Here is a 25723-nt window from a genome sequence, read left to right on the forward strand (position 1 = left end):
TCCAGCGCCCGCGATTGCCTGCTCAACTGCCGATCACCACCCCGCCGTTGGGGTGCAGCACCTGCCCGCTCATGTAGCTGGCGTCCTCGCAAGCGAGGAAAAGGTAGCTAGGTGCCACCTCGTTGGGCTGCCCGGGTCGGCCCATCGGCGTTCCTTCCCCGAAGTGCTTGACCTTTTCCTCCGGGGCGCCCCCGCAAGGGTTGAGCGGCGTCCAGATCGGCCCGGGCGCCACGGCGTTTACACGGATCTTCCGCTCGATCAGGTTTTCGCTCAGCGAGCGGGTGTAGGCGGTGATGGCGCCCTTGGTGCTGGAGTAATCGAGCAGGCCGGCGGACCCTTTGTACATCGTGACCGAAGTGGTGTTGATGATCGCCGCCCCCTCGCCGAGGTGATCCAGCGCCGCCTGCGTAAGCATGAACATCGAGAAGATGTTGGTCTGGAACGTGCGGCGCAGCTGCTTCTCGGTGATCTCGCGCACATCGTCGTCCGGATGCTGCTCGCCGGCGTTGTTGACTAGGATGTCGAGCTTGCCGAACTTCTCGATCGTCGCGTCCACCAGCGCCTGGCAGGTCGCCTGTTCGCCAAGGTCGCCTGCGAAGGTGAGGGCTTCGCGCCCCTCTTCCCGTACGATGCGTGCCGTTTCTTCCGCGTCGTCATGCTCGCAGAGATAGGCAATCACGACATCGGCGCCCTCGCGTGCGAAAAGGGCGGCCACCGCGCGCCCGATGCCGCTGTCCGCGCCAGTGACGATCGCCACCTTGTCGGTCAGTCGGCCGGACCCGGGATAGCGGGGTTGCCATTCGGGCTTCGGCTCCAGCTTGCTTTCGTGGCCGGGGAGGGCGTCCTCGTGAACCATTTCTACTGTTTCAGGCATGGCTGTGTCTCCTGCGCTCATGAGGAGCTGGCGTGTTCGGGCTTACCTTTGCGCTTGGTGCTGGCCATGTCGTCCAACTCCTTCTCACTCATGGATTCGTACATGGATCGGGATGCGCCTTGCAGCTCGCTCTTCTTGGTGTCGCCGCGCTTGGCTGAAAGAGCGGCCCCGGCGGCCTTCTGCTGGGATTTAGATTTTGCAGGCATGATGCGTCTCCTCTTCGTGGATGAAGCGAGGGCCTTGCGCCGCTCGCTCAAGCCGTCCGCAAAGGGCGGTATGCGCGGAGAACGGGTGCTGCGGGGCTAGGGTTCCGCCACTCACCGCCAGCCTGAACCGTTCCGCACCAGCAAGAGGCAACGGATTGTTGTTTCAGCCGATCAATGCTGGAAGGGCATCATACGCGACGCCCGCAGCAGCCAGGGCAATCCCGAGCCCCGGAACGGTGTGCAGGCCTGCCACTCTTCGCCACCGCCACAGCGCGCCGAGCGCGGCGAAGGAAATCAGCGTGAATGCGCCCGCAATCCACCGCGCTGCGGGCTCGCCCGGGAAGATGCTGGCGGCGGCCCACACGATCATGAAATGCGCCGCCCATACCGCCATGGCCAGCGCAACGCCTGTCCAGTCCGTTTCGTTGCGGAAGCTCGTACTCACGAGGCGGCACCCGGGAACAGGCGCACAACCAGTGAAATGGCCATTCCTTGCAGCGCTGCGAAGGCGATGAAGCGCGCCACTACGTCGAGGGTGACATTGGCAGGCGCGGTCAGCAGGCCGCGGCCGCTGCGATAGCCGAGATACAGCGCCATGATCAGGGCAATGAAAGCGAGGCAGGCTTGCAGCGAGAGCAGCGCGAAGACGGTCGCTCCATGGCCGGTGGCGTTCGGCGCAAGGCCCGCCTCCCGCCAGCCGGAGATGTCCCACCACACAGCCGCACCCAGCAACGCTGCACCGAGAAAGTTCAGCAGCCACGGTAGCTGCCCCGCATCGGTGCCTTGCCGATGCCCACCAAGCACCTTGCGCGAGCCCCAGCAGGCGAGGACGACCAGTCCGAGCAGGAGCAGGATTGCTGCAGTCTGGAGCAGCGGCGGCGCAGCGATCCACACCTCGGGGTGGATGCCGTAGAGATAAAGGTAGCTGAACAGCGCCATCAGGGCGATCATGCCGATCACCACCATCAAGGTGTTGAGCGCCCACCAGCCGTGGCTGCTCGGCCCGGTGACGGCGATCGGGACCAAGATGCCGGCGCCGATTTCAGCTGTGCGCTGCTCTATGGGGCGGTCGGTCTCCCACAGCCACCTCAATACGCACAGCGTCGCCACGATGCCGCTGAACAGCGAGAATCCATAAGCCTGGACGGTCAGCGCCAGGAAGAAGAAGGCGGTGAACACCGCGGCTCCAAGCGGATAGGGCGAAGGGCCGGGCATAAGCTGCAGATATTGCGGCTCTGCATTCACAGGGCTGGTGATGAGCGTTTCCCGCAGCCCTGTGGCGCTGCGCGGAAGGAAGTAACGTCCTTCGGCCACGTCATCGCAAATCGAGGGGTCATCCCACAAGGGCTCCCGGCTCTTCACCAGCGGGATGGAGCGGCTCGAATATAGCCCGGTCGGCAGCCATTCGAGCGTCCCGCCGCCGTAGATATTTCCCGCGTCGTGATTGGTCGTGAAGCGGAAGTTGCGCGCAAGATCGATCAGGAACAGCAGCACGCCCGCCGCTAGGATGAAGGCCCCGATGGTCGAAATCAGGTTCAGCGTGTCGAACCCGCGATCCGGCAGGTAGGTGTAGACCCGGCGCGGCATCCCCATGAACCCGGTCAGATGCATCGGCAGAAAGGTGACGTGCAGGCCGATGAACATCAGCCCGAACACCCATCTGCCCAGCCGTTCGCTCAGGGCGCGGCGACTGGTCATCCCCGCCCAGTAATAGAAGGCGGCGAACATCGGAAACACCATGCCGCCCAGCAGGACGTAGTGCAGATGGGCGACAATGAAATAGGTATCGTGCACCTGCCAGTCGAAGGGCACCATGCCCACCATCACGCCGGTGAGCCCGCCCATGGTGAAGATCACGATGCTGCCCACGATGAAGAGCGCCGGCGTGCTCCAGCGAATCCTGCCGCTGGCGAGCGTGGCGATCCAGCAGAAGACCTGGATCCCGGCGGGAAGGCTCACCGCCATGCTGGCGGCGCTAAAATAGCCAGTGGACACGCGCGGCATCCCCGTGGCGAACATGTGATGCGCCCACACCCCGAAGCTGATGAAGCCGGTGGCGACCAGCGCGAGGACATTCAGCCGGTATCCAACGAGGGGGGTCTGCGCCACGGCGGCCACCATCATGCTCATCAGCCCGGCTGCCGGCAGGAAGATGATGTAGACCTCCGGATGACCGAAGAACCAGAACAGGTGCTGCCACAGCAGCGGGTCGCCGCCCCGCGTAGGATCGAAGAAGGGCCAGTTGAAGGCGCGTTCCAGCTCCAGCAGCAGCGTGCCAAGTATCACGCTTGGGAAGGCGATCACGATCATCACCGCGAAGACCAGCATGGCCCAGGCGAACATGGGCATGCGGTCCAGCGTCATTCCGGGGGCCCGGGTGCGCAACACGCCCACGATGATCTCGATCGCCCCTGCAATGGCGCTGATCTCGATGAAGCCGATGCCCAGCAGCCAGAAATCGGTGTTGATCTCGGGGCTGTAGGCGATAGATGTGAGCGGCGGATACATGAACCAACCGCCGTCGGGCGCGAGGCCGACGAACAGCGAGGCGAAGAAGCACAGCCCGCCGACGAAATAAGCCCAGAAGGCGTAGGCCGACAGCCGGGGGAAGGGGAGATCCCGCGCGGCCAGCATCTGCGGCAGCAGCATCACGCCCAGCGCCTCCACCGCCGGCACGGCGAACAGGAACATCATTACCGTGCCGTGCATGGTGAAGAACTGGCTGTAGGTTTCCTGCGGCAGGAAATCCTGCAGCGGCGCGGCCAGCTGCACACGCATTCCGAGCGAGAGAATGCCCGCCAGGAGGAAGAACAGGAAGGCGGTCGCGACGTAGAAGAAGCCGATGAAGTTGTTGTTGACCGCCGTCAGCAGGCCCCAGCCCCTGGGGTTGCGCCAGATCCGCTCGAGCTCTTCCAGCTCCCCTTCGCGGCGCGGACTGTGGGTGGGAAACAGCGCGTAGAGCTTGTGATCGAAGCCGGTTTCGGACTTCATCGCGTCTGCCCGAGCCAATCGGCGATGGCGTCTAGCTCCTTCGCAGAAAGCATGTTGTAGCTGGGCATGCGATTGCCCGGCTTGATCGACTGACTGTCCCCGATCCAGCCCATCAGGGCGCCATGGTTGTTGGGCAGGATGCCGGCGCCCAGCGTCAGGCGCGAACCCAGATGGGTCAGGTCAGGCCCGGCAAGGCCGTTGGCCTGCGTGCCGGCAACGCGATGGCAGGCCCCGCAGCCATTCGCCAGGAACAGCTCGGCGCCGGGCGCGCTCGCGGTCTCCTCGCGCAATTCGGCGCTGCGCCGCGCGGCGAACCACTTGTCCCACCCGGCGCGGTCCCGCGCGATGGCGGCAAAGCCCATCAGCGCATGGGGGCCGCCGCAATATTCCGCGCACACGCCGCCATAGCGCCCGGCCTTGTCAGCCTGGATCGGCAGCAGCAACGTGCGCCCGGGAATCATGTCCTTCTTGCCCGAGAGGTGCGGTACCCAGAAGCTGTGGATCACATCGGCGGAGCGCAGCTCCAGCACCACGGGTTCGCCCACCGGCAGGTTGATCTCGTTCGCATCGTGCACCACCACGCGGCCCTGCGGATCGAGATATTCCACGCGGAACCACCACATCTCTCCCGTCACCCGGATGCGCATTTCCTCCCCGGTGACGCCGCGCGTCAGCGAGGCGGTGAGCGTGAGGCCCCAGATCAGCAGCGCGGTAAGCACCACGGCCGGGAAGGCGATTCCACCGATCCACACGGTCTTTTCGCCGCCGAGCCTTGCCTTCAGGGCGGGCGAGCCGCGGACCGCCACCCACAGCGCGGCGAGCACGACAGCCGTCACGAAGAACCCCATTCCGAGCAATGCCCAAGCGAGCGTGGTCACCTTCTCCGCATAGGGGCCGGCAGGATCGAGGACCGGCGGCGGCCAGCCCCACAGCGGTTCAAGCATGGCCGCCCTCACTCATCGTCAATCGCGTGGAGATAGGCCGCCACGTCACGCGCCTCGGCCGAGGTCAGGGGCATGGCGGGCATGGTCGATCCCGCCTTGGCGAGCGGGGCGTTGCGCACGAAAGCGGCAAGGTTGGCCGGCGTGTTCGGCAATTCTCCCGCAATGAGGCCCACATCGTCGAAGCCGCGCAGGGAGGGACCGGTGCGGCCGCGCGGCCAGTCCACGCCGGGTATTTCGTGGCATGCGGCGCAGCCGGCGCTGCGAATCGCGTCCAGGCCCCGAGCGGCCGCCGCCGGATCGGCGTGTACGCGGGACGCTGGTGGCTGCTTGCAGGCGCCGAGCAGCGCCAGGCCAGCGGCTGCCCCCGCGAGGCACCGCCGGCCGGAAGGTCTCGGCAAATCCGGATGTCCCCTCATCGCCATGGGGAACCGGTGGGCGGCAGCGAAGGTTCCCGTTACGGATGACATGTTCTCCCCCCATGATGATGCGTGTGGCTTGCGGGCCGTTGCTGGCCGCTTGCGTTGGCGCATGTACGGAGAATGAGCCGACGACCGGCCGGTTTGAGCAGACCGGCGAACTCATCGCGCTCAGTGGCGGGGATGCCGGGGCGACCGGGGCCTGCATCACCTGCCACGGCACGCAAGGGGAGGGGAATGGCGGAGATGCGCCGCGCCTCGCCGGGCTCGATGCCGGCTATATCGTGAGACAGATGGATTACTTCGCCAGCGGTCTGCGCCGGCATCCGCAAATGGTCTGGATCGCCGATCACACGGACCGGCCGGCGCGTGTCCGCGTTGCAGCCTATTACGCCGCACTGCCCGTGCCGGAGCGGGTGCCCGGCACCGGGCCGCTGGGGCAGGGGGGCTGCACACCGGCAATCGCCCGCCTCTATCACGAGGGCGACTCCGGGCGGGGCATCGAGTCCTGCGCCTCCTGCCACGAAGAGAGCGGGGAAGGGGTGGGAACGGGCAACCCGCCGCTGGCCGGGCAACCGGCCACCTACCTCGCCGGGCAATTGCGGCTGTGGCGCGAGGGGAAGCGCTATGGCGATCCGCTGGACAGCATGACCCACGTCAGTCGCCTGCTGTCGGAGAGGGAGCTGGAGCCCCTGGCGGGTTATAGTTCGGCCCTCCGGGGTGCCACGAGGTATCCGGCACTTCCGGAAGCATGCCTTTCAGAACGTCGTCCCGATCCCAAAAGTGGTGCTTGATCGCCGCCAGTGCGTGAACCGGAACGAGCAGTGCGAGCACGACCACGCAGATGACATGTACCTCAAGAGCCCGGTCCAGGACCCAGAACTGCCATTCAGGCGAAAGATCCTGGAACGGCATGGAGGGAACCGGCACCAGCCCTGCGAGCCGCAGCGTACGCGCGGGCTGTATGGCGGACCAAAGCGCCCAGCCCGAGACGGGCAGGGCCACAAATAGCGTATAGAAAGCAACATGGGTGGCATGGGCGGCGCCGGCACGCCAACCAGGTTCGTCAGCATCGTTTATCGGCCCCGGCACCATCAGCCGCCAGACGAGCCGAAGCGCGCCGAGCAGGAGCAGGGTGAGACCTATTTCGCTGTGATGGCGATAGGCATCGAGCTTATCTGCCCCCACCAGATACCGCTGCATGCTCCAGCCGGAGTAGAGCTGGTAGAGCACTACGGCAGCCATCACCCAATGGAAGGTTACTCCCACGGGCGTGTATTTGCCCCGAGAGCGAAAACGCTCTGCCCAGTCGCGCAAGGGCCCGATCATGCCGTGCGGCCGTTCTGGCTCAGGCCGCGATAAAGGATTGCCATCGCCGCCAGCAGATAAACAGCCGACCCCGGTGCCCACATCACCAGCCCGGCGATCTGCTGGTCCTCAAGGGGTGCCAGCCCCCAAACCTGGGTGGTGAGCCAGTGCGGCGCATAAAGGGCGTGGCCGGCGAAAGTTATCAGGGCGCCGAGGACACCCATCAGCACCATTGCGGCGAGCAGAGCGGCCACTGCCACTGCGGCCGGCGCCTCGCGCAGCTTGATCCACCACGCGGCGGCGCTGCCGGTGATGGAGATCTGCATAAGCCAGAACATCGCGTCGGCAGAAAGCGCAGCGGCGTACAATGGCGGGGCGTGCCATGCCCAGAACATCAAGGCCTGAAGCGCAGTCCAGACAGCCAGTGACCCCGGGAGAGGTCTTTTCCATGGAGGAAGCGAGGCCACGACTAGCGGTGCCAGAACGAGCCCCAGCAGGAGGTGGTGAGCCACCCGTGCTGTGAAGAGAGCCGATGAGAGTGCGCAGAACGGGCTGACGAAGAGAAAGAGGAAGCAGCCCAGCGCGGCAACGGCGGCTCTCTCGCGCCCGTCATTCCCACGGGCGTGCCGCCACCATGCCAACGCCGCCACTGCCGTGACCAAGAGAAGGAAGGGATCGAGGTTCCATCGAGCCAGCCATTCGGCGGGGACGGGCGCCGCACCGCAATAGGGAACCCACTGCGGGCCAGAGGAGGAGAAAGTGCCTATCCCGCTATCCTTTCCTGCGCGCGCGAAGCATCCCGGTGGCAGCGCGTGGTTCCTTGTGCATCGGCCGGGCAGGAAAAAGGTTCCCCGGAATCGGGAACCCTCCGGCGGCTGAATAGCTGCCCCAAGAGGAACAACAGAGGAGGACCCGTGTGAGACATCTCAATTGGACGGCAGGCGCACTTGTACTCGCGCTCGCGGCGTGCGGATCGCCCGAGCCGGCGGACGAAGCGACGCCGGCGGCTGATATGGCTACAACTCCGACTGCTGACGCGAACATGCTGGCGACCGCGACGCTCAAGACTCCGGACGGCACCGATGCCGGTATGGTCACGGCGACACCGAGCGCGAATGGCATCCTGATCTCCCTGAATGTCACCGGCCTCCCCGCAGGGGAACACGGTGCGCATGTTCATACCGTCGGCAAGTGCGAAGGCCCCGATTTCAAGAGCGCCGAAGGGCATTGGAATCCCAGCGATCAGAAGCATGGGCTGGAAGATCCGGCCGGGCAGCATGCAGGCGACATGCCCAATCTCGTAGTGGGTGAGGATGGCAGCGGCACGCTCGAATACACTTTGCAGGGCGGCACTTTCGAAGGATTGCTCGACAGCGACGGTTCGGCCCTCGTGGTCCACGCCGGGCGCGACGATCAGAAGACCGATCCCTCCGGTGACAGCGGCGACCGTATCGCCTGCGGTGTCTTCACGGCCAGCTGAGGCGGGCCACTCCTGGGCGGATCGGTGCGGCTGGCCCGATCCGCCTACCGGGGAAACCAGTCTTCCAAAGCAAGTTCTGCCACGCGCGCGGTCTCAGCGCCAAGATTGCCTTGTATGATAGCCAGGGCCGCCGCGTTCCGCTGCTCGTCTTCGGCTGCAACCGCATCGGCGGGAACCCACAATTTGTAATCCCGCATATATGCGTCCGCTGCGGTGAAGAGGACGCATATGTCCGTTGCGACCCCCGTCAGAATCAGGTTGCGGACGCCGAGCTTCGGGAGAAGAACCTGCAGGTTAGTGGCGTAAAAGCCTGAGAACTGGGGCTTGATGATGAAGTAGTCTCGCTTCCGCGGCGCTATATCCGGGTGGATCAATCGGTCTCCGACATGCTCGACCAGGGCGGACTTCTCCGAGTGCCACTGGCCGAAATTGTCGTTCACGTAGATGACCGGGATATCCAGCCCGTCGGCCGCGGCGCGCAGTTGCAGGATGCTTTCAGCGGCCTTGCGGGCGTAGGGCAGCATCGTTTCGGCGCCCGAGAAGTCAAAGGCATTGATCATGTCGATCACCAACAGGGCAACGCCGTTGCCTTGCTGGTCGCGGGCCGGCGCGGTCGGGTTTTCTCTTGGTGAATTATCGCTGCGGGTCAAAGGAATGATCCTCTCGCACAGGCTGACGTCGCCACATCTTTGGAAGCCGCGTCGAACCGCTCCTGCAAGCGCTCTGCAAGGCACAACCAACGCGGCTGCAAGAACACCAATTTGCCGGCGGTTCTAACCTCAAAGGGTCGTGAACCAGCCAACGAAGCGCCCCCTGCACCAACGGTCTCTCCTCTTGCAACGCCGGGCAAAATTGCCTGCACGTGTGGCAGGAAAGCGCGGGTTACCCGACGGTTCCGCTAATCGAAGGAGCGACATTTCTAATCCAGCGCAGGGCGTTCCTTCAGCGCGCCGGGCGTTGGCTGTGGGGCCTTGTCACCTATCGCGAGCTTGGGCGGCGGCACGATGAACACGCCATGCCGGTGGGCGCAATCGCCCCATTTGCGGCTGGAGGTGAAGGCGATCAGCACGGGCGCGCAGAACAGGCCGAGGATGACCGGTGAGAGCCAGTAGCCCAGCATCGGCTCCAGCACGCCGACGGCAAGGAACAGCAGGCCGAACAGCAGATGCTCCCGGACATTGGGGATCACGGCCCGCAGCGGGATATGGTCCACCTCCCGCTGCTGCGCCGTCCATTGCGAGGGGATGCCAAGCAGAAGGCCGAGCAGCGCCCGCGTCTGGTTCATCATCACCACGGGTGCAGCGAGGATGGACAGGGGGATTTCCACCGCCACCGATTTCAGAATCGAGCCCGCACCGCCGAACGCGTGCCGCCGCCCGCGGTCGGCCAGCATCCAGACGACGGACATCAGCTTCGGTCCGAAGAGATAGGCCAGTGTGAGCATCAGTACGCGCAGCGGGGCAGACCCGTCGAACAGATGGTCCTTGCCCAGCAGAACCTGGGCGCATTCCACGATGATCAGCAACAACCAGGCCGTGGAGGTGAGATAGGCTGAGGCGCCGATCAGCAGGTGCAGCCGGCTGGTCCAGTGGAGCCCGGAGGAATCGAGCAGCCGCAGATGCTGGAGATTGCCCTGCGCCCAGCGTCGATCGCGAACAGCGTGGTCGATGATGGTCGGCGGGTATTCCTCATAACTGCCGTCGATCATAACCATATGGACAGCCCAGCCACGTCGGCGCAGCAGCGCTGCCTCCACCATGTCATGGCTCTGGATCATACCGCCGAACGGCGGCTTGCCCGGAAGGTCCGGCAAGCCGCAGGACTGCGCGAAGGCACGCGTACGAATGATTGCATTATGGCCCCAGAAATTGGCCTCTGAGCCCGACCACCACAGCAACCCGGCCGAAGCGATCGCGCCATAGGCATCGCTGGCGAACTGCATCCACCGCTGGAAAAAGGTCTGCGGATTGGTGATCTTCGGCACCGTCTGCAGCAGACCAACCGTGGGCTTGTTCTCCATGATCGATGCCATGCCCACCATGGCGCTGCCGCTCATCATGCTGTCGGCATCGAGCACGATCATGTGATCGTAAGCGGCGCCGAAGCGGCGCACCCATTCGGCGATATTCCCCGGCTTGCGGCCGATATTCTCCGTCCGGCGGCGGTAATAGAGGCGCATGGGTGATCGCGCCGCCAGCTCAGCCCATGCCTCCTCCTCCCGCTTGCCGTGCAGTTCGCTGGAATCGCTGAGGATAAAGAAGTCGAAATTTTCCGCTGCCCCTTCCGCCGCGATGGAGGCGGTCATTGCCTCCACCCGAGCGAAGATTGCGGAGACGCCTTCGTTGTAGACCGGCATCAGCACTGCAGTACGGCTGGTGAGGGTCGATCGCGGGCGGGGGATCGGGGTAAACCCCGGATGGCGATTGGTCATCAGCTGGACAAAGCCGACCAGCGAGGTGACGAACCCGAAGGCGATCCAGCTGATAAGCGGGACGAACAGCGCCAGCATCACCATGTCGAGCAAATCGACGCCGTCCACCGCGAGGTTGAAGCGCACGTCGGTTGACGCCGCGAGCCCCAGCACCGCCGTGAGCGCGATGATGAGTACGCGCTTGATGAACAGGCCGGGGGGCCGGGTCTTCACCTCCATGGCGGAAGGCGCGTTTCCGTCGAGCCTTTGCACGGGCATGGCGAGCGGGGCTTCCGGCGGAAGCTGGGGGAGGGGGGCGGCGGATCGGATGGTCACGGCTCCAGCGGCTGGATCACGGTTTCGGAGAGAGCATTGTCCCCCCGGCGGAGGAACAAGCGAAATTCCTTGCGGGCACCCTGTTCGACCTTGGTATCGACCACCACGCGCCAGCGGGCTGCCGTGCCGAGTACCGGATAGGCGGAAATCTCGAACAGCGCATCGGTCGGCAGATCGACTACCGGCTGCACGCCGGAGTTGCGGTCCAGTCCCTGAAGCACTGGACCTTCGAAGTCGATCACGAACTTCTTCGCTCCGGTCCGCGCCCGGCCACCCGGAAGGCTGGATGCACCTATCCAGATGTTGGTGGCATGCGCCGCGGTGCCGGCGGAAAGGTCGCGCGAGGTCCAGTGCAGGCGATAGCGCAGATCGCGCCGCTCACCCTTGCGGGCCGGCTTGTCGCTCAGCCAGAATGCGACGATATTGTCCGCCGTCTCGCTGTCTGTCGGCATTTCGTAGAGCATGACGGCGCCTTTGCCCCAGGCGCCCTGCGGCTCCACCCACAGGTTCGGCCGCCGGTCGTACCATACGCCGTCATCCTGGTAATCGGCGAAGTCCCGGTCTCTCTGGATGAGGCCGAAACCCTTGGGATCAGTGGCTGCGAAAGCGGCCGTGCGGGCGCCGGCGGGATTATACAGCGGCCGCCATATCCTTTCCCCGGTGCCGGACCAGAGGGCGAGGCCATCAGAATCATGCACTTCGGGCCGCCAATCGGTCGCCAGCGGGCGCTGCCCCTCGCCATACCAGAACATGCTGGTGGCGGGCGCGATGCCCAGCCGCTCGATGTCCTTGCGGAGGAACAGCGTGGCGGTGACGTCCTGCGTTGTGCCTTCCGCGCCCTTGCTGCTGTCGAAGGTGAAGGCGCCGGTAAGGCTCGGCCCGTCGAGCAGCGCATGGATTATGAAGCGGCTGGCAGACTTCCGCTCGATCCAGAATTCGGTGAAGGACGGGAATTCCTCCGGCCGCGGCAGCGCCGTGTCCACCGCCACGCCGCGGGCCGAAAGACCATATTGTTCCTGGCTTCCCGAAGCGCGGAAGTAGGATGCACCTTGATAGCTTAGCCAGTCGCTGCGCAGATCGGGCGCCATGATGCGGAAGCCCGCCGGATGCGTGGTGCCGCCCGAGAACAATCCGGCGAAGGATTGTACGGTGCGGGCGGTCCCACCCTCGACGACATGGATGACGACCGGTGCCGCTGCCAGGCTGGACACGGGCAGCAGCCGCACGAATTCGGCAATTCGCTCTGCCTCGCCATAGGCCAGCTTCCCGGCTGCGTCGTAGCTTTGTGCGACGTCCTCTGCGGCCGGGCGGGGCTGATAGGGACGCGCGGCAAGCGTGCGGGCGCGCCCGACAAGCTGCTCCCGCGAGAAGGGCTCGGGCGCGCCGAAGCGCGGGGCCTCGGCCCCCTGCGCCCACGCTTCGGCGGGAGCGACTATTGCAAGCGCTGAGACGCCGGCGATAAGGACACAGGCGTTCCGCCGCGAAAGCCGCCCGCCATACGCGCTCATTCCCACATTGTTCCCTTGCACTGCATAGCGCCTGTTACGCCCGATCTGCACCGGTGTTCCCTGTTTCCAACGGAACTGGTCGTCGGCGCCGTCGATTGAAGACCTCTACCGCAATCCCAAAATCACCCGGTCGCCGCGCTGAATGTTGCCGGCGCGGATCTCTCGCAGCGTCCCGTCGGTCATGCCCAGCTCGACCTGGACGCGCCGGGGGCTTCCGTCGCTATCCAGAACATAGACGGCGGTGCCTTCGCTGTCCGGTCTTTGCGCATCGGCGGCGCGGGCAAACGCCAGCGCCTTTTCGGGGATGGCGAGAACCCCCTGTCGCGGCGGAAGGACAAAATGTGCCTCGGCGGGAAGGCCGGGACGGAGCAGGCCGGCGCGGTTGGCCACGGTCAGGACGAAGCGGCGCGCAGGCGCGGCCCCCGGCTGCTCGGCCGGGGTGCCGGTCGGAAGGATGGTATCGACTTGTGCGGCGAAGCGGCCAGGCTGGCCGCGTACGGCCACGCCTACAGGGGAATTCGCGGCCAGCCTTTCGCCGCCCTGCGGTTCAGGTGCGACCTCGAGCCGGAGCCGCTCATAAGGCGCAGCAATCGTGAATAGTGGTGAGCCGGTCGCGCTGCCGCCGACGCGCTGCCCGGGCTGCGCGCTTCGGCTCTGAATCACGCCGGCGATGGGCGCGACTATTTCGGTGGCTGCCAGATCCCGTTCAGCGCGGACGATCTGATCATGTGCGGCGGCGAGTTCGACATTGGCCGCCTCCAGTTCGGTCGCGGCCCGTTCCACTGCCATGCGTGCACTCGTCATTTCCTCTGCGGAGGGCGCGAGTCCGTGAGAGCGTTCGCGCACGCTCTCGAACAGCGCGAGCTTCTGGCGGGCGGCGTTGAGTGCGGCTTGCGCGCGGCCTGCGGCCTGTTCCCGCTCATCCCGCAGAGCCCGGCCGCGGTCGAGCTCGCCCCGGGCCGCCTCGGCGTCCAGCATTGCGAGTACCTGCCCTCGAGCCACCCGAGCCCCCGGCGACACGAGAAGCCGGGCGACGACGCCTTCGCGGCTGGCGCCCACCGGCCGCACGATCATGGGCTGCAGGATGCCCGGTGCGCTGAGCGTCGGATGGAGATCGGCCATTTGCGCCAAGTCGGACTCGTAGAGAGCCGCGTGGCCGCCGGACACGAAGCGTGCGGCAAGAATTGCCAAGGCGAAGAGGCCGCCCAGCACCACCAGTACCAGAACCCAGCGCCTCCACCGCCCGCCCGGCGCGGAGCCGAGCAGGGCATCAACCTCCTGATCGTCCTGTACGGGATCAGTCATTCACCAGCCCGAGCCGTGTCGCGAGCCTCATCCGCCGCGGGCTCCGGCGGGACACCGAGCGCCAGGGAGAAGGCAACCGCCGCAGTCGCACGCTGCATTTGGGCATCGGCGAGGGCGTTGCGGGTGGCAAGCAATGCGCTTTCGGCACGTTCCAGCGAGGGGTAACTGGCTTCACCGCGCCGGTAGCTATCACGGGCCAAGGCCGCCACCTGCCCGGCGCTAATCTGGGCCTGCGTCAGCCGGTCCTCCCGCTCTGCCGCTTGCGTATAGCTCGCCCGGGCAGATTCCACATCGGCATAAGCCGTCAGCAGCGTTTGCCGATAGGCTTGCTCCGCTTCGACGGAGCGGCCGCCCAGGCCGCCTAGCAAGCCTTCACTGCCATAGCGGTCCGCCGCCTTGCGCAGATCATCCCGCTGCTCGGCAAGTTGGGACGGGCGTAGCCCGCCCCATTCGGCGCGACAGCTGGGGATCGGCGCTTCCGTCGCCAGTTCAGGTGCCACCTCGGCGGGCGTGCGGCCGATGAGAGCTGCGATGGTGGCCCGCGCTTGGTCGATTGCGGCCTGTTGCAGCGGCATGTCCGCCGCCGCCCGATCGCGAGCGGCCATCACCAGTGCGGCGTCCAGTGCCGGCACCAATTCTGCCTCGTGGCGGAACTGCGCGAGGCGCAGAAGATCATCCTGCGTGGTAATATAGTCCTGAAGATTGGCGATCTTTCGCTGCGCACCGCGCATGGCGAAATACGCATTTCCCAGTGCGGCGGCGCGCGCATAGAGCCCTTCGCGGGGGCCGGCCGCGATCGCTTGACCGATCAATCCTTCCAGCACTGGGTCCGCGCACATGCGCCACCATCGCGCGCTCGCTTGCGCATCGCTGGCCTCAAGGAAGCCGGCGGATTGCCACGAATAGCTATCGGCAATTCCAAGTTGGGAAAGGGTCGGTGGCGGGGCCTTGGGCGCAAGCGCGCAGCCTGCCACCAGCGGCAGAGCAGCGAGCATGGCTGCACGGGAAAGATAACGTCCTGTGATCATCCGTGAGCGGGCTTCCTATATTTCAGGACGGGTGGTTGGTGACAGCTGCGGGCACGGAGCTTTGCCGCGATAGACGGAGTTATCGCGCGCAGGCAAATGAAACGCGCACCATCGCTTACGGTTTCACGTCTCCTTCCCGCGGTGCTCTTCAAGCATGGCCGGTCTTCCTTGCCAGCCGCCGCGCGCTGCGTCGCTCCGACTTCTCCAGCCATTGTTGGATGCTTAGGTCGCCAGCGACCAGATCGGCCAGCACCGCACCGCGTTCGCCCGCCGGTCGGTCCGGCCCCACGGTGCTATCCATGACGGTCTGCCGCTCGATTTCCGCATTCAGTAAGGCGCCTGCCAGCACACCATAGGCGGAAAGGAACAGCCACATCAGGAAGACGACGATCGCCGAAAGCGATCCATAAGTGGCGTTGTAGTCGCTGATATAGGCCACATAGAGCGAAAAGCCGAAGGAGATCGCGATCCACAGCAGCGTGGCCAGCAGGGCGCCGGGGATGAGCCAGCGCCATTTGGCCGGGCGGCGGTCAGGGCCATAGCGCATGATGAGGGCGAAGCCGATGCTGCCGAGGCTCACCGACGCGACCCAGGCAAGCACCTTGAAGAAGAACTCGGCAAGCGGGCCGATCAGCGAGTTTGCCTGCGTCTGTAGCCAGGCGAAGGCTCCTGCGCTCACCAGCCCGGTAAGGGCGATCATGATCGCCGCCAGCGTAAGCCAGGCGGCGCGCAGTGTGAGCGCGACGAAGCCGCGCGTCTCATGCTCCTCATTGATGATGTTGAGCGCGCCGATCAGCCCGCTTGCAGCCCGCATGCCGCCGTAGATCGCGAAGAACAGCGCCACGGCCAGCGCCAGCCCGGTCACGCCCGAATTGGAGGAGACGACCTCGATCAACTGCCGCTCGATCACCGATGCGGCGTCGCTGGGCACCACTTCCACGATGCTGCGCATCTGTCGGCGCACCATGCCCACATCGCCCACCAGGCCATAGATCATCACCGTCGCGGCAATCAGCGGAGTGATCGCCAGGAAGGTGAAAAAGGCCACACCGGCCCCGAGCAGCGACAGATTGTGGAAGCCCCACATCGTATACATCCGCTTGAGCACCTGCTTCCACGCGCGCCGCGGCATTTGCCAGGGCGAACAGGCCTGCGCCCCGGCGGAGATTTGTGGAGAACCATTTTGCACCTCCGCCGTTACCCCGGAGGGCGCGTTCGCGCCGGTGGCATTTTCGGGGCGGGGGTCTGTTCTGCCCATAATTCAGTTGGATCCTCTTCGCATGAGTCACATGGACCCGGTTGCCCAAACAACAGCGGACAACCAGAATGGTGCCGGAAAGATGTGGGGATTGGGCGGCGGGCTCGCCCTCGCGCTGGCCGCCGTAGCCGTGCCCGCGCAGCTGCACGCGCAGGAGCAGGCGCCGGTGTCCTCGGCTTCCACGACGAGGGAAGATCCGGCCGTTCCTGCACCTCCGGCGGATGCCAACCTTCCCGAGGTGGAGCCGATTATTTCCGAGCAGGAATTCGAGGAAGAAGTGCCTGACCTCGAATCCGTCGGGGATGATGCGTTGGAGGCACCGCTGGAATCGATTGAAGAGTTCGAACGGCGGGTAAGCAGCGAGCAGGCCGATGCCGCACCTGCGGAAGGGCAGGAGGCGCCCCTGGGTGATCCGGCGCTGGCGGACGGCGATGCCAGCGAAGCGATTGGCGATGCGCCGGTGCGCGATGCCGAACTCGCCGCTCCGCTGCCGCCGCTCGACCAATTCGATGTGCAGCCCGTGGAGTTTGCCGAGGCGGAGCAAGACCGGAAGGACGTGGAGATCGCCTATTCCATGCAGGTCAACGGCCTCGAAAAGGCGGATGAGGAATCGGACGCCGATCTGCGCGATATGTTCGATGATCTCTCGGCCCTGCGCGATGGGGACGGTGAGGCCGCGAACGTGGCTCAGATTTCCGCTCGTCTCACCGAGGATAGTGCCCTGATCCAGCGCATTCTCGCTTCGGAAGGCTGGTATGGCGCGGCCGCGACCACGCGGATCGACCGGCCACAAACGGATGACGGCAAACTCGCTGCGGTGATCGATGTGGTTCCGGGCCAACGCTACGTCTTCTCCGAGATCACCATCAAGGCCCCGCCGACCGAGCCTCCTGGCCTCATTCAGGACGCGCTGGCTCTCGAAGTGGGCGAACCGATCATTGCGGAACGGGTTCAGGCGGCTGAGGCAAAGGTCGCCGTCACGCTTCCGCAGAGCGGCTATCCCTTTGCTGACCTCGGACAGCGCGATATCCTCCTCGATCAGGACACGGGGGAGGGGGTCTACACCCTGCCAGTGGATACTGGCCCGCGTTCGGTGTTCGGCGGCATTCGTACGACCGGTGATCTGGCCTTCGATGCGGAACACGTGGCGGTGCTCGCACGGTTCAAGCGCGGTGAATTGTATGACAGCCGCAAAGTCGATGATCTGCGCAAGGCGCTGGTCGCCACGGGTCTGTTCAACACGGTGTCCGTGGAGCCCGAGAAAACCGGCGAGCCGGCAACCGATGGGACCGAATATGCCACCCTGCTAGTGGAGCAGGAAGCAGGGCCGCCACGCACGCTCGCCGGCGGCGCCGGTTACGGCACGGGGCAGGGCCTCCGGGTGGAAGGCAGCTGGAGCCACCGCAATTTGTTCCCGCCAGAGGGCGCCCTGATCGTCAACGCCGTGGCCGGAACGCAGGAGCAGGGTGCGGGGGTGACCTTCCGCCGCTCCAACGCGGGGCGGCGCGATCGCACGTTCCAGCTCAGCGCCGACGCGCTGCACAGCAATTATGATGCCTATGAGGCGTTTACCGGTCGGATCGCCGGCCTCGTCAGCTACAGTTCCACGCCAATCTGGCAGAAGCGGCTGACCTATGCTTACGGGGCGCAGGCCATTATCACCAATGAACAGGATTTCGATCCCGCGATCGGCGAGCGCCGGCGGCGGACGTTCTATATCGCGGGCCTGACGGGCCAGGTCGGCCTCGACACGACGGACGATCTCCTCAACCCCACCGAGGGCTTCCGCCTCACCGCGCTCGTGGAGCCGGAAGGATCGCTCGAGGACGGCTTTACCCCCTATGTGCGGGGGCGCCTGGACGGCTCCGCCTATGTTGGCGTGGGAAGCTCTCTCGTGCTGGCCGGGCGTGTGCGGCTGGGCACGATCCAGGGCATCGACCGATATGATCTGGCACCCTCCCGGCGGTTCTACGCCGGGGGCGGTGGATCGGTGCGCGGCTTCGGTTATCAGGAACTCGGCCCGAAATCCCGCGAGCCCAATCCGGACTACGATCCCACCGATCCGGAGGAGGAAGACGATCCCTTCATCTATCGCCCGATCGGCGGCCGCAGCGTCGTGGAAGGGGCTGCGGAGGTGCGCTATCGCTTCGGCAATTTCGGCGCGGTCGCATTCGTCGATGCGGGGCAGGTCTACGAGGCCTCGATGCCGCAGTTCGATGATATCCGCTACGGCGTGGGCATCGGCGGCCGTTACTACACCAATTTCGGGCCGCTGCGGGTGGATGTCGCCATGCCGATCGATCGCCGCGTGGGTGAAAGCAAGTTCACCGTCTATGTCTCCATCGGGCAGGCCTTCTGATGGCCGAGGAGTTCGAAACCGACGCCGCGGCTGAAGGACGGGAAGAGGCCTTGGATCACCGCGAGCATCATCGCGGCCGTACCATTGCCAAGTGGGCCGGCATCGTACTGGCGGCGATCGTGGTGCTGATCGGCCTCTTGCTGATCGGGCTCAACACCGCGCCGGGCAAGCGCTTCATCGCCAGCCAGATCGAAGGGCTGGGTTTCGAGAACGGGATGTCGATCGGTGTCGGGCGGATCGATGGTTCGATCTACGGCGAAATGATCCTGCACGATCTTGCCATTTCCGATCCGAAAGGCGTGTTCGTCAGTTCGCCCGAAGTGAGGGTGGACTGGCGCCCCTTTGCCTTCATCGGCAACCATGTCGATGTGCGTTCCCTCACCAGCCCGCTCATTACGCTGCGCCGCCTTCCCGAGTTCAAGGAGACGCCGCCTAGCAATGAACCGCTGCTGCCGGATCTCGACATTGATATCGGCACACTGAAGGTCGATCGCTTCGTGGCGGAGGCGCCCGTAAGCGGGGAGCAGCGCGTGGCGACGCTTGCGGGTTCCGCCCATATTGCCGACGGTCGCGCGCAGGTGAAGTTCAACGGACGTACGCTCGCGGCGGCAGGCGCAGCCGGTGGTGACCGGGTGAACCTCACGCTCGATGCCGTGCCGGAACGCAATCGGCTCGACCTCGATCTCGATCTCTCGGCGCCCGCAGGCGGCGTGATTGCGGCGCTTGCGAGGATCGATCAGCCGCTGCTGGTTCAGGCAAAGGGGAAGGGCGACTGGGCCGCGTGGAACGGGCAGCTCTCGGCCGATCTCGGCGGCGAGGAACTGGCACGACTGCAGCTCGAAGCGCGCAACGGCACCTTCGGCCTGCGCGGCCCGACGCGGGTGGCGCGGCTGTTCCAGGGTCCGACGGCGAGCCTGCTTGGCCCTGTGCTCGACGTAAACCTGGCCGCAGCGCTGCAGGATCGCCGCGCCGACCTCAGCGGCGGGCTCTCAAGCGATGCGTTCCAGCTGGATGCCGCCGGCGTGGTCGATCTGGCCAACAACCGCTTTGACGATCTGCAGCTGGCATTCCGCCTGCTGAAGCCTTCGGCCCTTGCGGAGAATCTCAGCGGAAGCGCCATCCGGGCGGCGCTGGGGCTCGATGGCGAGTTTGCAACGCCCACGGTGGACTACAAGATCGATGCCGGCGCGCTGACGATGAACGACCTCGGCCTGCGCGATCTGCATGCAGAAGGCATCGCCAAGGTGGATGCGGAGCATATCATGATCCCGGTCGAGGCCCGTGTCGGCCGGATAGTCGGCCTTGATACGGTAGCGGGGGGCACGCTGGCCAATGTGAGGTTGGCGGGCGATCTCGCGATCGACGGCACCCGTATCCTGTCGGACAATATGCGTATCCGGTCCGATCGGATCGATGCCAAGGTGATCCTGCTCGCAGACACCTCCACCGGGCTTTACACCGGCGCGGTGGATGGGCGGATCGATAACTACCGCCTCGAAAGCGTCGGCATGCTGGACATCCGCACCGACATGGACCTGAAGACCGCGCCGGGCGGCGGCTTCGTCGTGGATGGCCGGGTGGCGGCACGTTCTACCCAGCTGTTCAATGACGGGATCCGCAATTTCCTGGGCGGCAATGCCGCGGCTGCGGCGGACATACGCTATGGTCCGGACGGCACCGTGCGTTTCAGCAATCTTCAGCTGACGGCGCCTGCGGCGCGCATCGTCGGCGGCAGCGGCTCCTATTCCCCGGACGGGCGCATCACGCTTAATGCCGATGGTACCACCCGCGCTTATGGCAAGGTGGGCGTGCGCGTGGCCGGAACGATCAGCGATCCCCGCGCCACGATAACAGCGGAGCGGCCGGGCTTCGGCGTGGGTCTCGCCAATCTCGAAGCGAAGGTCACCGGGGCGCCCAACGGCTACCGCCTCGTGGCTGATGCCGACACGGATTACGGGCCCCTGCAGGCGGATGTGGTGCTCGGCATGGGCCAGCAACTCACGCTCGACATCAACCGCGCAGACTTTGCCGGGATCGCCTTTTCCGGCGGGCTGCGGCAGACGGCTGCCGGCCCATTTGCGGGGCGGCTGGACGCTAATGGTCGCGGCTTGGCCGGGGTGGTGCGGCTCGACGCCGAAGGGAACTACCAGGAAGCGCTGGTCAACCTCCGCGCGCGGGACACCGTGCTGCCGGGGCCGGCCAACCTCTCGATCGGGTCGGCCATCGTGGACGCGCGCGTCGTGCTGTACGATCAGCCCTATGTGGTCGCCAAGGTCGATCTGGCGCGTACGACCTTCGGCGCGCTCAATCTCAACGCTGCGAAGGCGACAATCGATTATCGCAACGGCACCGGAAAGGCGCAGCTGCTGGCGGAAGGCGTCAGTGGCGTTCCGTTCCGCGTGGCTGCCAATGCCGAACTGCAGCCCAAGCTCTGGCGCGCGGCCCTCAAGGGTCGGGTCCGGGGCATCGATTTCCGCACCACCACGCCGGCGCGGATCGTGCCGGGAGAAGGGAGCTACGAACTGCTCCCCACACGGATCGATTTCGGGCAGGGAAGTCTGCGCCTTGCAGGCAAATACGGGGAGGGGATGGAGGTCCAGTCCCGCCTGGATTCGCTTGATCTCAGCCTCGTCAACGCGTTCGTGCCGGGGCTGGGTGTCGATGGCACCGCAACCGGCAGCGTGGATTTCAGCCAGGCGGACGCATCTGCTTTCCCGCGCGCGGATGCACGGCTGACGATCAACGATTTCAGCCGCACGACGGCCGCCTCCGTCAGCCAGCCGATCGATATCAATTTAGTCGGCAAGCTGCTGCCCGGCGGCGGAGAAGCGCGCGCAGTGATGCGGCAGCGCGGTAGCGTGATCGGCCGCATGGTCGCGTCGCTCCAGCCTCTGCCACCTGGTACCGGGTCTTGGAGCGAACGGCTGCTGTCCGCGCCGCTGGGCGGGGGTATCCGCTACAATGGGCCGGCGGACACGCTGTTCTCCTTTGCAGGGCAGGCGGATCAGCGGCTTTCGGGACCGATCGCTGTCGCGGCGGACTTCTCCGGCCGGGTGCAGCAACCGCAATTGCGCGGCATCATTCGCGCAAATGCGCTGACCTATGAGAACCAGACCTATGGCACGCGGCTCAGCAACATGGCGGTTGCGGGCAGCTTCAGCGGTGATCGGCTGCAGCTCGACAAGCTCACTGCGACGGCGGGCGACGGCACGGTGCAGGCGTCCGGCTTCGTCAGCCTGGCTTCCGACAGCGGCTATCCGATGGATCTGCGCGTAACGCTGGACGAAGCGCAGCTTGCGCGCAGCGACGCCCTCGCGGCGGAGGCGACCGGCCAGCTGCGGTTGACGAAGGCCGCAGGTCAGACCGCCTTGCTCTCCGGCCAGATAAGACTGCCCGAAGCGCGCTACCAGATCATCCGGCAGGGCGCGGCCGAGGTGCCCGAACTGACGGGTGTGCGGTTCAAGCCCCCCAAGGGCCCGCAGCGCATCACTGGCGACGAACCGGTGGAGCCGAGCCCCGGCGTGCTGGGCCTGATCCGCCTCGATGTCGCGCTGACGGCCCCGGAGAAGCTCTATGTTTCGGGAATGGGGCTGGAATCCGAATGGGGTGCGGACCTGCGCCTTGCCGGCACGAGCGCCGATCCGCGTATCACGGGTGACGTGGAACTGATCCGCGGTACGCTGGGCTTCGCCGGGCGTTCGTTCGAACTGAGCGAGGGCCGGGTGAACTTTACCGGCGGCAGCGAGATCAATCCCACGATCAACATGGTCGCCACGGACGATATCGAGGATGTGACGGTGAATGTGAATGTGACGGGCCGCGCGATGGACCCGCAGATCGCGTTCTCCAGCGTGCCCGGCCTGCCGCAGGATGAGGTGCTTTCGCGCATCCTCTTCGGAAGTTCGATCGGCAATCTGTCGACCATCCAGGCCGTGCAGCTTGCCGCATCGCTCAATTCGCTGCGCGGATCGGGCGGCGGGCTCAACCCGCTGGGCAAGCTGCGCTCCGCATCGGGCGTGGACCGGCTGCGTATTCTGGGGTCCGACAAGACGACCGGGCGTGGCACCGCACTGGCGGCGGGGCAATATCTGACGGACGACATCTATGTGGAGTTCATCACCGATGCGCGCGGCTTCACCGCTACGCAGCTCGAAATCAGCCTCACGCCGGCGCTGTCCATCCTGAGCCAGGCGGGCGGCTCGGGCTCGACCAACGTCAACCTGCGCTACAAGAAGGACTATTGATGCGGCGCGCCGTCTTGGTCGGGGCAATGCTCCTGCTGGCAGCATGCCAGCGCGAGCCCGATTTCGACGAGCGCTATGCCAAGGCGCAGGCTGACCTTCGTGAGAAGGCGGCGCGGATCGATGCGGAGCTGGCAAAGGGCGCACCGCCCCCTTCGTCGGCTCCGCAGGTCAAGGTTGGGGAGCAGGCGAAACCCTGAGTGCGCTGTTGCTAAATGGTCACAAATCGCAGCCTTTGTGACCGGCGGCCCCTTTTTTGCCGTCGATCAAATCCCAACTCCCCCGGGCGCGGCAAACCGCGCTCCGCCCTTAAAGGCGTGTAGTTGGGAGAAGTTGAATGAGGTTCGTGACCGGCTCGATCGTGGCCGCCCTGTTTGCCACCGCCAGCACGCAGGCCCTTGCCGCGCAGGAACAGGATACGCAGCCGGGCGACAGCGCTGCTGCATCCGCCGCCGAAGAAGGCAATGCCATCATCGTGACCGCGCAGCGCCGCGAACAGAGCCTGCAGGACGTGAGCGCGGCGATCACCGCCATCGGCTCCGACCGGCTGACCGAAGGGCAGGTGAACAGCCTGCAGGATTTGCAGACGGTCGTTCCCAGCGTCAATTTTGGCAGCGATTTCAACCAGGCGAAGATCTTCATTCGCGGTGTCGGCGCTAACACTTCCACCACCGGCAACGCCACTGGCGTGGCGCTGCATGTGGATGGCGCGGTGGTATCGCGGGCGGAAGCGCAGCTTACCTCGCTATTCGACCTCGAGCGGGTGGAGGTGCTGCGCGGGCCGCAGGGCACGCTCTATGGGCGGAACGCCACTGGCGGCTCCATCAACCTCATCACGGCCAAGCCCACGCGCGACTTATCGGGCTATGCAAGGCTGACGTATGGCAACTACAATTCATTGATCTCCGAAGCCGCGATCAGCGGCCCGATCACTGACACCATCCTGTTCCGCATCGCCACCAAGACGGAAGACCGGGACGGCTATGGCGAAAATCCGGTGACGGGTTCCGAGGTGGACGATCTGAAGCGGCGGATGATCCGCGGCCATCTGCAGTTCGACATCACGCCCTCCACCGAACTGCTGCTGACGGGCGAGTATTTCCGACAGGACGATAATTCCGGCGCCATCCATTACCTGCGCGCCTCCTTCCCCGGTGTGCCGCGCCTCGCGCCGCTGGGTGTGGGCGGCTATGCGGTGAAGCCGCGCGATCTTGCTTCGGAAATCGACGGTGGCACGGACACCGAAACCTATGCCTTCACCGGCACCTTCCGCACCGACCTGACCGACAGCCTTACGCTGACCAACATCGCCAATTTCCGCAGCTTCAAGAGCTCGCTGTTTCAGGATCTCGATCTGTCCGCCGTGGTGGACAGCCTGCAGACCAACGGGCAGCCGACCACGGTGCAGGAGCGGCGGATCGACAGCAAGCAGTGGAGCAATGAGCTGCAGCTGAACTATTCGACGGACTTCATCGATGTCGTCCTGGGCGGTTTCTATTTCCACGAGCGGCAGCGGCCGATCGACAACGTCGGGCTTTCGCGCAAGAACGGCATGGCGTCCAACATCCCGCTGCTGCAGGCGGCCGGCGTCGATCTCGACGAAGCCTATGCCCTTTGCGGCTATCAGCCCGACGGCGTGACCGGCGGCAGCAGCGTGATCGCGCCCAAGAGGGTCTGCACCCGGTCCAATCTCGGTACGGATGCCTATGCCATCTTCGGCCAGGCCAATATCGGGCTCGGCCTCTTCTCGGAGGCGCTGGATACGCTGACCGTCAAGCTCGGCGGGCGCTACAGCCACGAGAAGATCGAATCCGCCAACCCGTCGATCATCATCGCCGGCGGCGGGCGCGGTCCGGTGATCCGCTACACCACCGAAGGCACCTATCGCGAACGCAGCTTCAGCGATTTCACGCCGGAGCTCGGCCTGGAGTGGCAGCCGAACCCGGACATCATGGTGTATTACACCTATTCGGAAGGCTTCAAGGCGGGTTCGGGCGAGAACGCCGCGGGCAGCACGACCATCGTCGATCCGGAAACCATCCAGAACCACGAGGCGGGCATCAAGGCGACCGTGATGAGCGGGCTCTCCGTAAATCTCGCGGCCTACACCTATGACCTCGAAGGGCTGCAGCTGAACAAGACGATCGCCGGCGGCCCGACGGGTTACCAGACGATCTTCCAGAATGCCGCGGCGACGACGGCCAAGGGTATCGAGCTGGATATCTTCGGCCGCATCACGCCGAATTTCCGCATGAGCGGCTCGCTCTCCTACACCGATGCGGAGTTCAAGAACTATGCCACGCTCGATCCGCTCAACCCGGCTAATATCCTGACGGCCGGCTCGCCCGCTTATGATCCGGTGACCAACCCCGACCCGACCGCTTACGGCGCGCCGAGCGGGGGTGAGATCCAGCTGGCCGGAAACCAGCTGCGCAATTCACCCAAGTGGGCGTGGAACGTCCACGGCGAGTATGATGTCGATCTGCCCAACGGTGTCATCACCTTCCTGGGCGATGTGTCCTACAAGAGCCGGACCTACTTCACCGAGTTCGAGCGGGAGATCGAAAGCTCCGCCCCCTATGCGATGGTGGACGCCTCCATCCGTTACCAAACGCTGGAGGATCGACTGAGCGTGCAGCTGTGGGCGAAGAACCTGTTCGACACCGACCGTGCGAGCAGCACCTTCGCTCTGGCCACCGGCCGCCTGCTGGGCGTGACCTATCTCGCGCCGCGCACTTACGGCGTTACGGTCGGTTACGACTTCTGATGTGATGCGGCGAAGGCGGCCGGTGGGCTGCCTTCGCCGTACACGGTGCGCTGGCCTCCGTCAGCGCCGGTCTTCGCCTTTCACCTGCCAGCGATCCAGATTATCCTGGCCTTCGCCTGTGGTCTGCGGAGTGTCTCCTGCCGCATCCTTGCGGGGTGGCGTGGCCTCTCGCCGGGCCTCCTCCTCGCGTGGACCGGTGCGTTCCGGCTCGACCGGCGTGCCGGAGGGATTCTGCGTCACGATGCGCGAATCCCGGGGTTCATACTCGCCCATGGTCTTCTCCATTTTCAGC

At 65.4% G+C, this 25723-nt stretch carries 20 protein-coding genes and 1 pseudogene; 6 read left to right on the forward strand and 15 right to left on the reverse strand.

Annotated elements, in window-relative coordinates:
- Positions 1-22: 22 nt before the first annotated feature.
- From AEB_RS09610 to AEB_RS18565, 6 genes are all read right to left on the reverse strand, one after another.
- Positions 23-874, reverse strand: a complete 852-nt coding sequence (locus AEB_RS09610; protein ID WP_119082993.1) for a glucose 1-dehydrogenase — start codon at positions 872-874, stop codon at positions 23-25.
- Positions 875-891: 17 nt separating this feature from the next.
- The gene (locus AEB_RS09615; RefSeq protein WP_119082994.1) at positions 892-1080 is read right to left on the reverse strand and encodes a DUF3008 family protein; all 189 of its coding nucleotides are present in this window, start codon (positions 1078-1080) and stop codon (positions 892-894) included.
- Positions 1081-1243: 163 nt separating this feature from the next.
- Positions 1244-1525 carry a hypothetical protein gene (locus AEB_RS09620; protein WP_119082995.1) on the reverse strand — a complete coding sequence of 94 codons (282 nt, stop codon included), beginning with the start codon at positions 1523-1525 and terminating at the stop codon, positions 1244-1246.
- The gene (locus AEB_RS09625) at positions 1522-4071 is read right to left on the reverse strand and encodes a cbb3-type cytochrome c oxidase subunit I (RefSeq protein ID WP_119082996.1); all 2550 of its coding nucleotides are present in this window, start codon (positions 4069-4071) and stop codon (positions 1522-1524) included. Before AEB_RS09625 ends, AEB_RS09620 begins: the two co-directional genes overlap by 4 nt.
- A complete protein-coding gene (locus AEB_RS09630; RefSeq protein WP_119082997.1) occupies positions 4068-5015 on the reverse strand; it encodes a cytochrome c oxidase subunit II in 948 nt (315 codons plus the stop codon). Before AEB_RS09630 ends, AEB_RS09625 begins: the two co-directional genes overlap by 4 nt.
- Positions 5016-5023: 8 nt before the next feature.
- The gene (locus AEB_RS18565) at positions 5024-5239 is read right to left on the reverse strand and encodes a hypothetical protein (protein WP_331851736.1); all 216 of its coding nucleotides are present in this window, start codon (positions 5237-5239) and stop codon (positions 5024-5026) included.
- 254 nt (positions 5240-5493) lie between these two features.
- On the opposite strand from AEB_RS18565, the gene AEB_RS18405 reads away from it, so the two are divergent.
- The gene (locus tag AEB_RS18405) at positions 5494-6225 is read left to right on the forward strand and encodes a c-type cytochrome (RefSeq protein ID WP_231958647.1); all 732 of its coding nucleotides are present in this window, start codon (positions 5494-5496) and stop codon (positions 6223-6225) included.
- A gap of 10 nt (positions 6226-6235) precedes the next feature.
- Here AEB_RS18405 and AEB_RS09645 read toward each other — a convergent pair.
- A pseudogene (locus AEB_RS09645) lies at positions 6236-6760 on the reverse strand (cytochrome b); the annotation flags it as partial.
- Complete coding sequence (locus tag AEB_RS09650) at positions 6757-7389, reverse strand: cytochrome c oxidase assembly protein (protein WP_231958648.1); 633 nt, start codon at positions 7387-7389, stop codon at positions 6757-6759. The pseudogene AEB_RS09645 and the gene AEB_RS09650, both read right to left, overlap by 4 nt.
- Before the next feature lie 362 nt (positions 7390-7751).
- Between AEB_RS09650 and AEB_RS09655 the strand changes: the two genes are divergently transcribed.
- Positions 7752-8219 carry a superoxide dismutase family protein gene (locus AEB_RS09655; RefSeq protein ID WP_119083001.1) on the forward strand — a complete coding sequence of 156 codons (468 nt, stop codon included), beginning with the start codon at positions 7752-7754 and terminating at the stop codon, positions 8217-8219.
- A 44-nt stretch (positions 8220-8263) separates the two neighbouring features.
- Here the strand turns inward: AEB_RS09655 and AEB_RS09660 are convergent, their stop codons facing one another.
- The 6 genes from AEB_RS09660 to AEB_RS09685 all read right to left on the reverse strand — a co-directional run bounded on the left by AEB_RS09660 (position 8264) and on the right by AEB_RS09685 (position 16064).
- Positions 8264-8869 carry an isochorismatase family cysteine hydrolase gene (locus AEB_RS09660; RefSeq protein WP_231958650.1) on the reverse strand — a complete coding sequence of 202 codons (606 nt, stop codon included), beginning with the start codon at positions 8867-8869 and terminating at the stop codon, positions 8264-8266.
- Positions 8870-9138: 269 nt separating this feature from the next.
- Positions 9139-10965: a glucans biosynthesis glucosyltransferase MdoH gene (mdoH, locus tag AEB_RS09665; RefSeq protein ID WP_331851737.1), complete on the reverse strand. Its 1827-nt coding sequence runs from the start codon at positions 10963-10965 to the stop codon at positions 9139-9141.
- On the reverse strand, positions 10962-12473 hold the full coding sequence (locus AEB_RS09670) for a glucan biosynthesis protein (protein WP_119083003.1): 1512 nt from the start codon (positions 12471-12473) through the stop codon (positions 10962-10964). The genes mdoH and AEB_RS09670 overlap by 4 nt, the downstream gene beginning before the upstream one ends.
- Before the next feature lie 105 nt (positions 12474-12578).
- The gene (locus AEB_RS09675; RefSeq protein WP_119083004.1) at positions 12579-13778 is read right to left on the reverse strand and encodes an efflux RND transporter periplasmic adaptor subunit; all 1200 of its coding nucleotides are present in this window, start codon (positions 13776-13778) and stop codon (positions 12579-12581) included.
- Positions 13775-14806: a TolC family protein gene (locus tag AEB_RS09680; RefSeq protein ID WP_119083005.1), complete on the reverse strand. Its 1032-nt coding sequence runs from the start codon at positions 14804-14806 to the stop codon at positions 13775-13777. Before AEB_RS09680 ends, AEB_RS09675 begins: the two co-directional genes overlap by 4 nt.
- Before the next feature lie 148 nt (positions 14807-14954).
- Positions 14955-16064, reverse strand: coding sequence for a YihY/virulence factor BrkB family protein (locus AEB_RS09685; RefSeq protein ID WP_231958652.1), 1110 nt, complete (start codon positions 16062-16064; stop codon positions 14955-14957).
- A gap of 22 nt (positions 16065-16086) precedes the next feature.
- Here AEB_RS09685 and AEB_RS09690 point away from each other — a divergent pair, with 22 nt between their 5' ends.
- The 4 genes from AEB_RS09690 (at position 16087) to AEB_RS09705 (ending at position 25431) form a co-directional block, all read left to right on the forward strand.
- On the forward strand, positions 16087-18423 hold the full coding sequence (locus tag AEB_RS09690) for an autotransporter assembly complex protein TamA (RefSeq protein WP_231958654.1): 2337 nt from the start codon (positions 16087-16089) through the stop codon (positions 18421-18423).
- Positions 18423-22667: a translocation/assembly module TamB domain-containing protein gene (locus tag AEB_RS09695; protein WP_119083007.1), complete on the forward strand. Its 4245-nt coding sequence runs from the start codon at positions 18423-18425 to the stop codon at positions 22665-22667. Before AEB_RS09690 ends, AEB_RS09695 begins: the two co-directional genes overlap by 1 nt.
- Complete coding sequence (locus AEB_RS09700; protein ID WP_119083008.1) at positions 22667-22864, forward strand: hypothetical protein; 198 nt, start codon at positions 22667-22669, stop codon at positions 22862-22864. Before AEB_RS09695 ends, AEB_RS09700 begins: the two co-directional genes overlap by 1 nt.
- 137 nt (positions 22865-23001) lie before the next feature.
- A complete protein-coding gene (locus AEB_RS09705) occupies positions 23002-25431 on the forward strand; it encodes a TonB-dependent receptor (RefSeq protein WP_119083009.1) in 2430 nt (809 codons plus the stop codon).
- Between the two features lie 60 nt (positions 25432-25491).
- Here AEB_RS09705 and AEB_RS09710 read toward each other — a convergent pair whose 3' ends face one another.
- On the reverse strand, positions 25492-25704 hold the full coding sequence (locus AEB_RS09710; protein WP_145985289.1) for a hypothetical protein: 213 nt from the start codon (positions 25702-25704) through the stop codon (positions 25492-25494).
- Positions 25705-25723: the final 19 nt, after the last annotated feature.

The organism is Altererythrobacter sp. B11, from assembly GCF_003569745.1.
Classification (GTDB): domain Bacteria; phylum Pseudomonadota; class Alphaproteobacteria; order Sphingomonadales; family Sphingomonadaceae; genus Croceibacterium_C.

What these genes read in the sequence shown, in the direction of transcription:
- AEB_RS09695 (WP_119083007.1), top strand. Translation starts at nt 18,423, where the DNA reads ATGGCCGAGGAGTTCGAAACCGACGCCGCGGCTGAAGGACGGGAAGAG.
- AEB_RS09655 (WP_119083001.1), top strand. Translation starts at nt 7,752, where the DNA reads ATGGCTACAACTCCGACTGCTGACGCGAACATGCTGGCGACCGCGACG.
- AEB_RS18405 (WP_231958647.1), top strand. Translation starts at nt 5,494, where the DNA reads ATGATGATGCGTGTGGCTTGCGGGCCGTTGCTGGCCGCTTGCGTTGGC.
- AEB_RS09675 (WP_119083004.1), bottom strand. Translation starts at nt 13,778, where the DNA reads ATGACTGATCCCGTACAGGACGATCAGGAGGTTGATGCCCTGCTCGGC.
- AEB_RS09625 (WP_119082996.1), bottom strand. Translation starts at nt 4,071, where the DNA reads ATGAAGTCCGAAACCGGCTTCGATCACAAGCTCTACGCGCTGTTTCCC.
- AEB_RS09615 (WP_119082994.1), bottom strand. Translation starts at nt 1,080, where the DNA reads ATGCCTGCAAAATCTAAATCCCAGCAGAAGGCCGCCGGGGCCGCTCTT.
- AEB_RS09670 (WP_119083003.1), bottom strand. Translation starts at nt 12,473, where the DNA reads ATGAGCGCGTATGGCGGGCGGCTTTCGCGGCGGAACGCCTGTGTCCTT.
- AEB_RS09710 (WP_145985289.1), bottom strand. Translation starts at nt 25,704, where the DNA reads ATGGGCGAGTATGAACCCCGGGATTCGCGCATCGTGACGCAGAATCCC.
- AEB_RS09610 (WP_119082993.1), bottom strand. Translation starts at nt 874, where the DNA reads ATGCCTGAAACAGTAGAAATGGTTCACGAGGACGCCCTCCCCGGCCAC.
- AEB_RS09705 (WP_119083009.1), top strand. Translation starts at nt 23,002, where the DNA reads ATGAGGTTCGTGACCGGCTCGATCGTGGCCGCCCTGTTTGCCACCGCC.
- AEB_RS09685 (WP_231958652.1), bottom strand. Translation starts at nt 16,064, where the DNA reads ATGGGCAGAACAGACCCCCGCCCCGAAAATGCCACCGGCGCGAACGCG.
- AEB_RS09630 (WP_119082997.1), bottom strand. Translation starts at nt 5,015, where the DNA reads ATGCTTGAACCGCTGTGGGGCTGGCCGCCGCCGGTCCTCGATCCTGCC.
- AEB_RS09700 (WP_119083008.1), top strand. Translation starts at nt 22,667, where the DNA reads ATGCGGCGCGCCGTCTTGGTCGGGGCAATGCTCCTGCTGGCAGCATGC.
- AEB_RS09690 (WP_231958654.1), top strand. Translation starts at nt 16,087, where the DNA reads ATGAGTCACATGGACCCGGTTGCCCAAACAACAGCGGACAACCAGAAT.
- AEB_RS09680 (WP_119083005.1), bottom strand. Translation starts at nt 14,806, where the DNA reads ATGATCACAGGACGTTATCTTTCCCGTGCAGCCATGCTCGCTGCTCTG.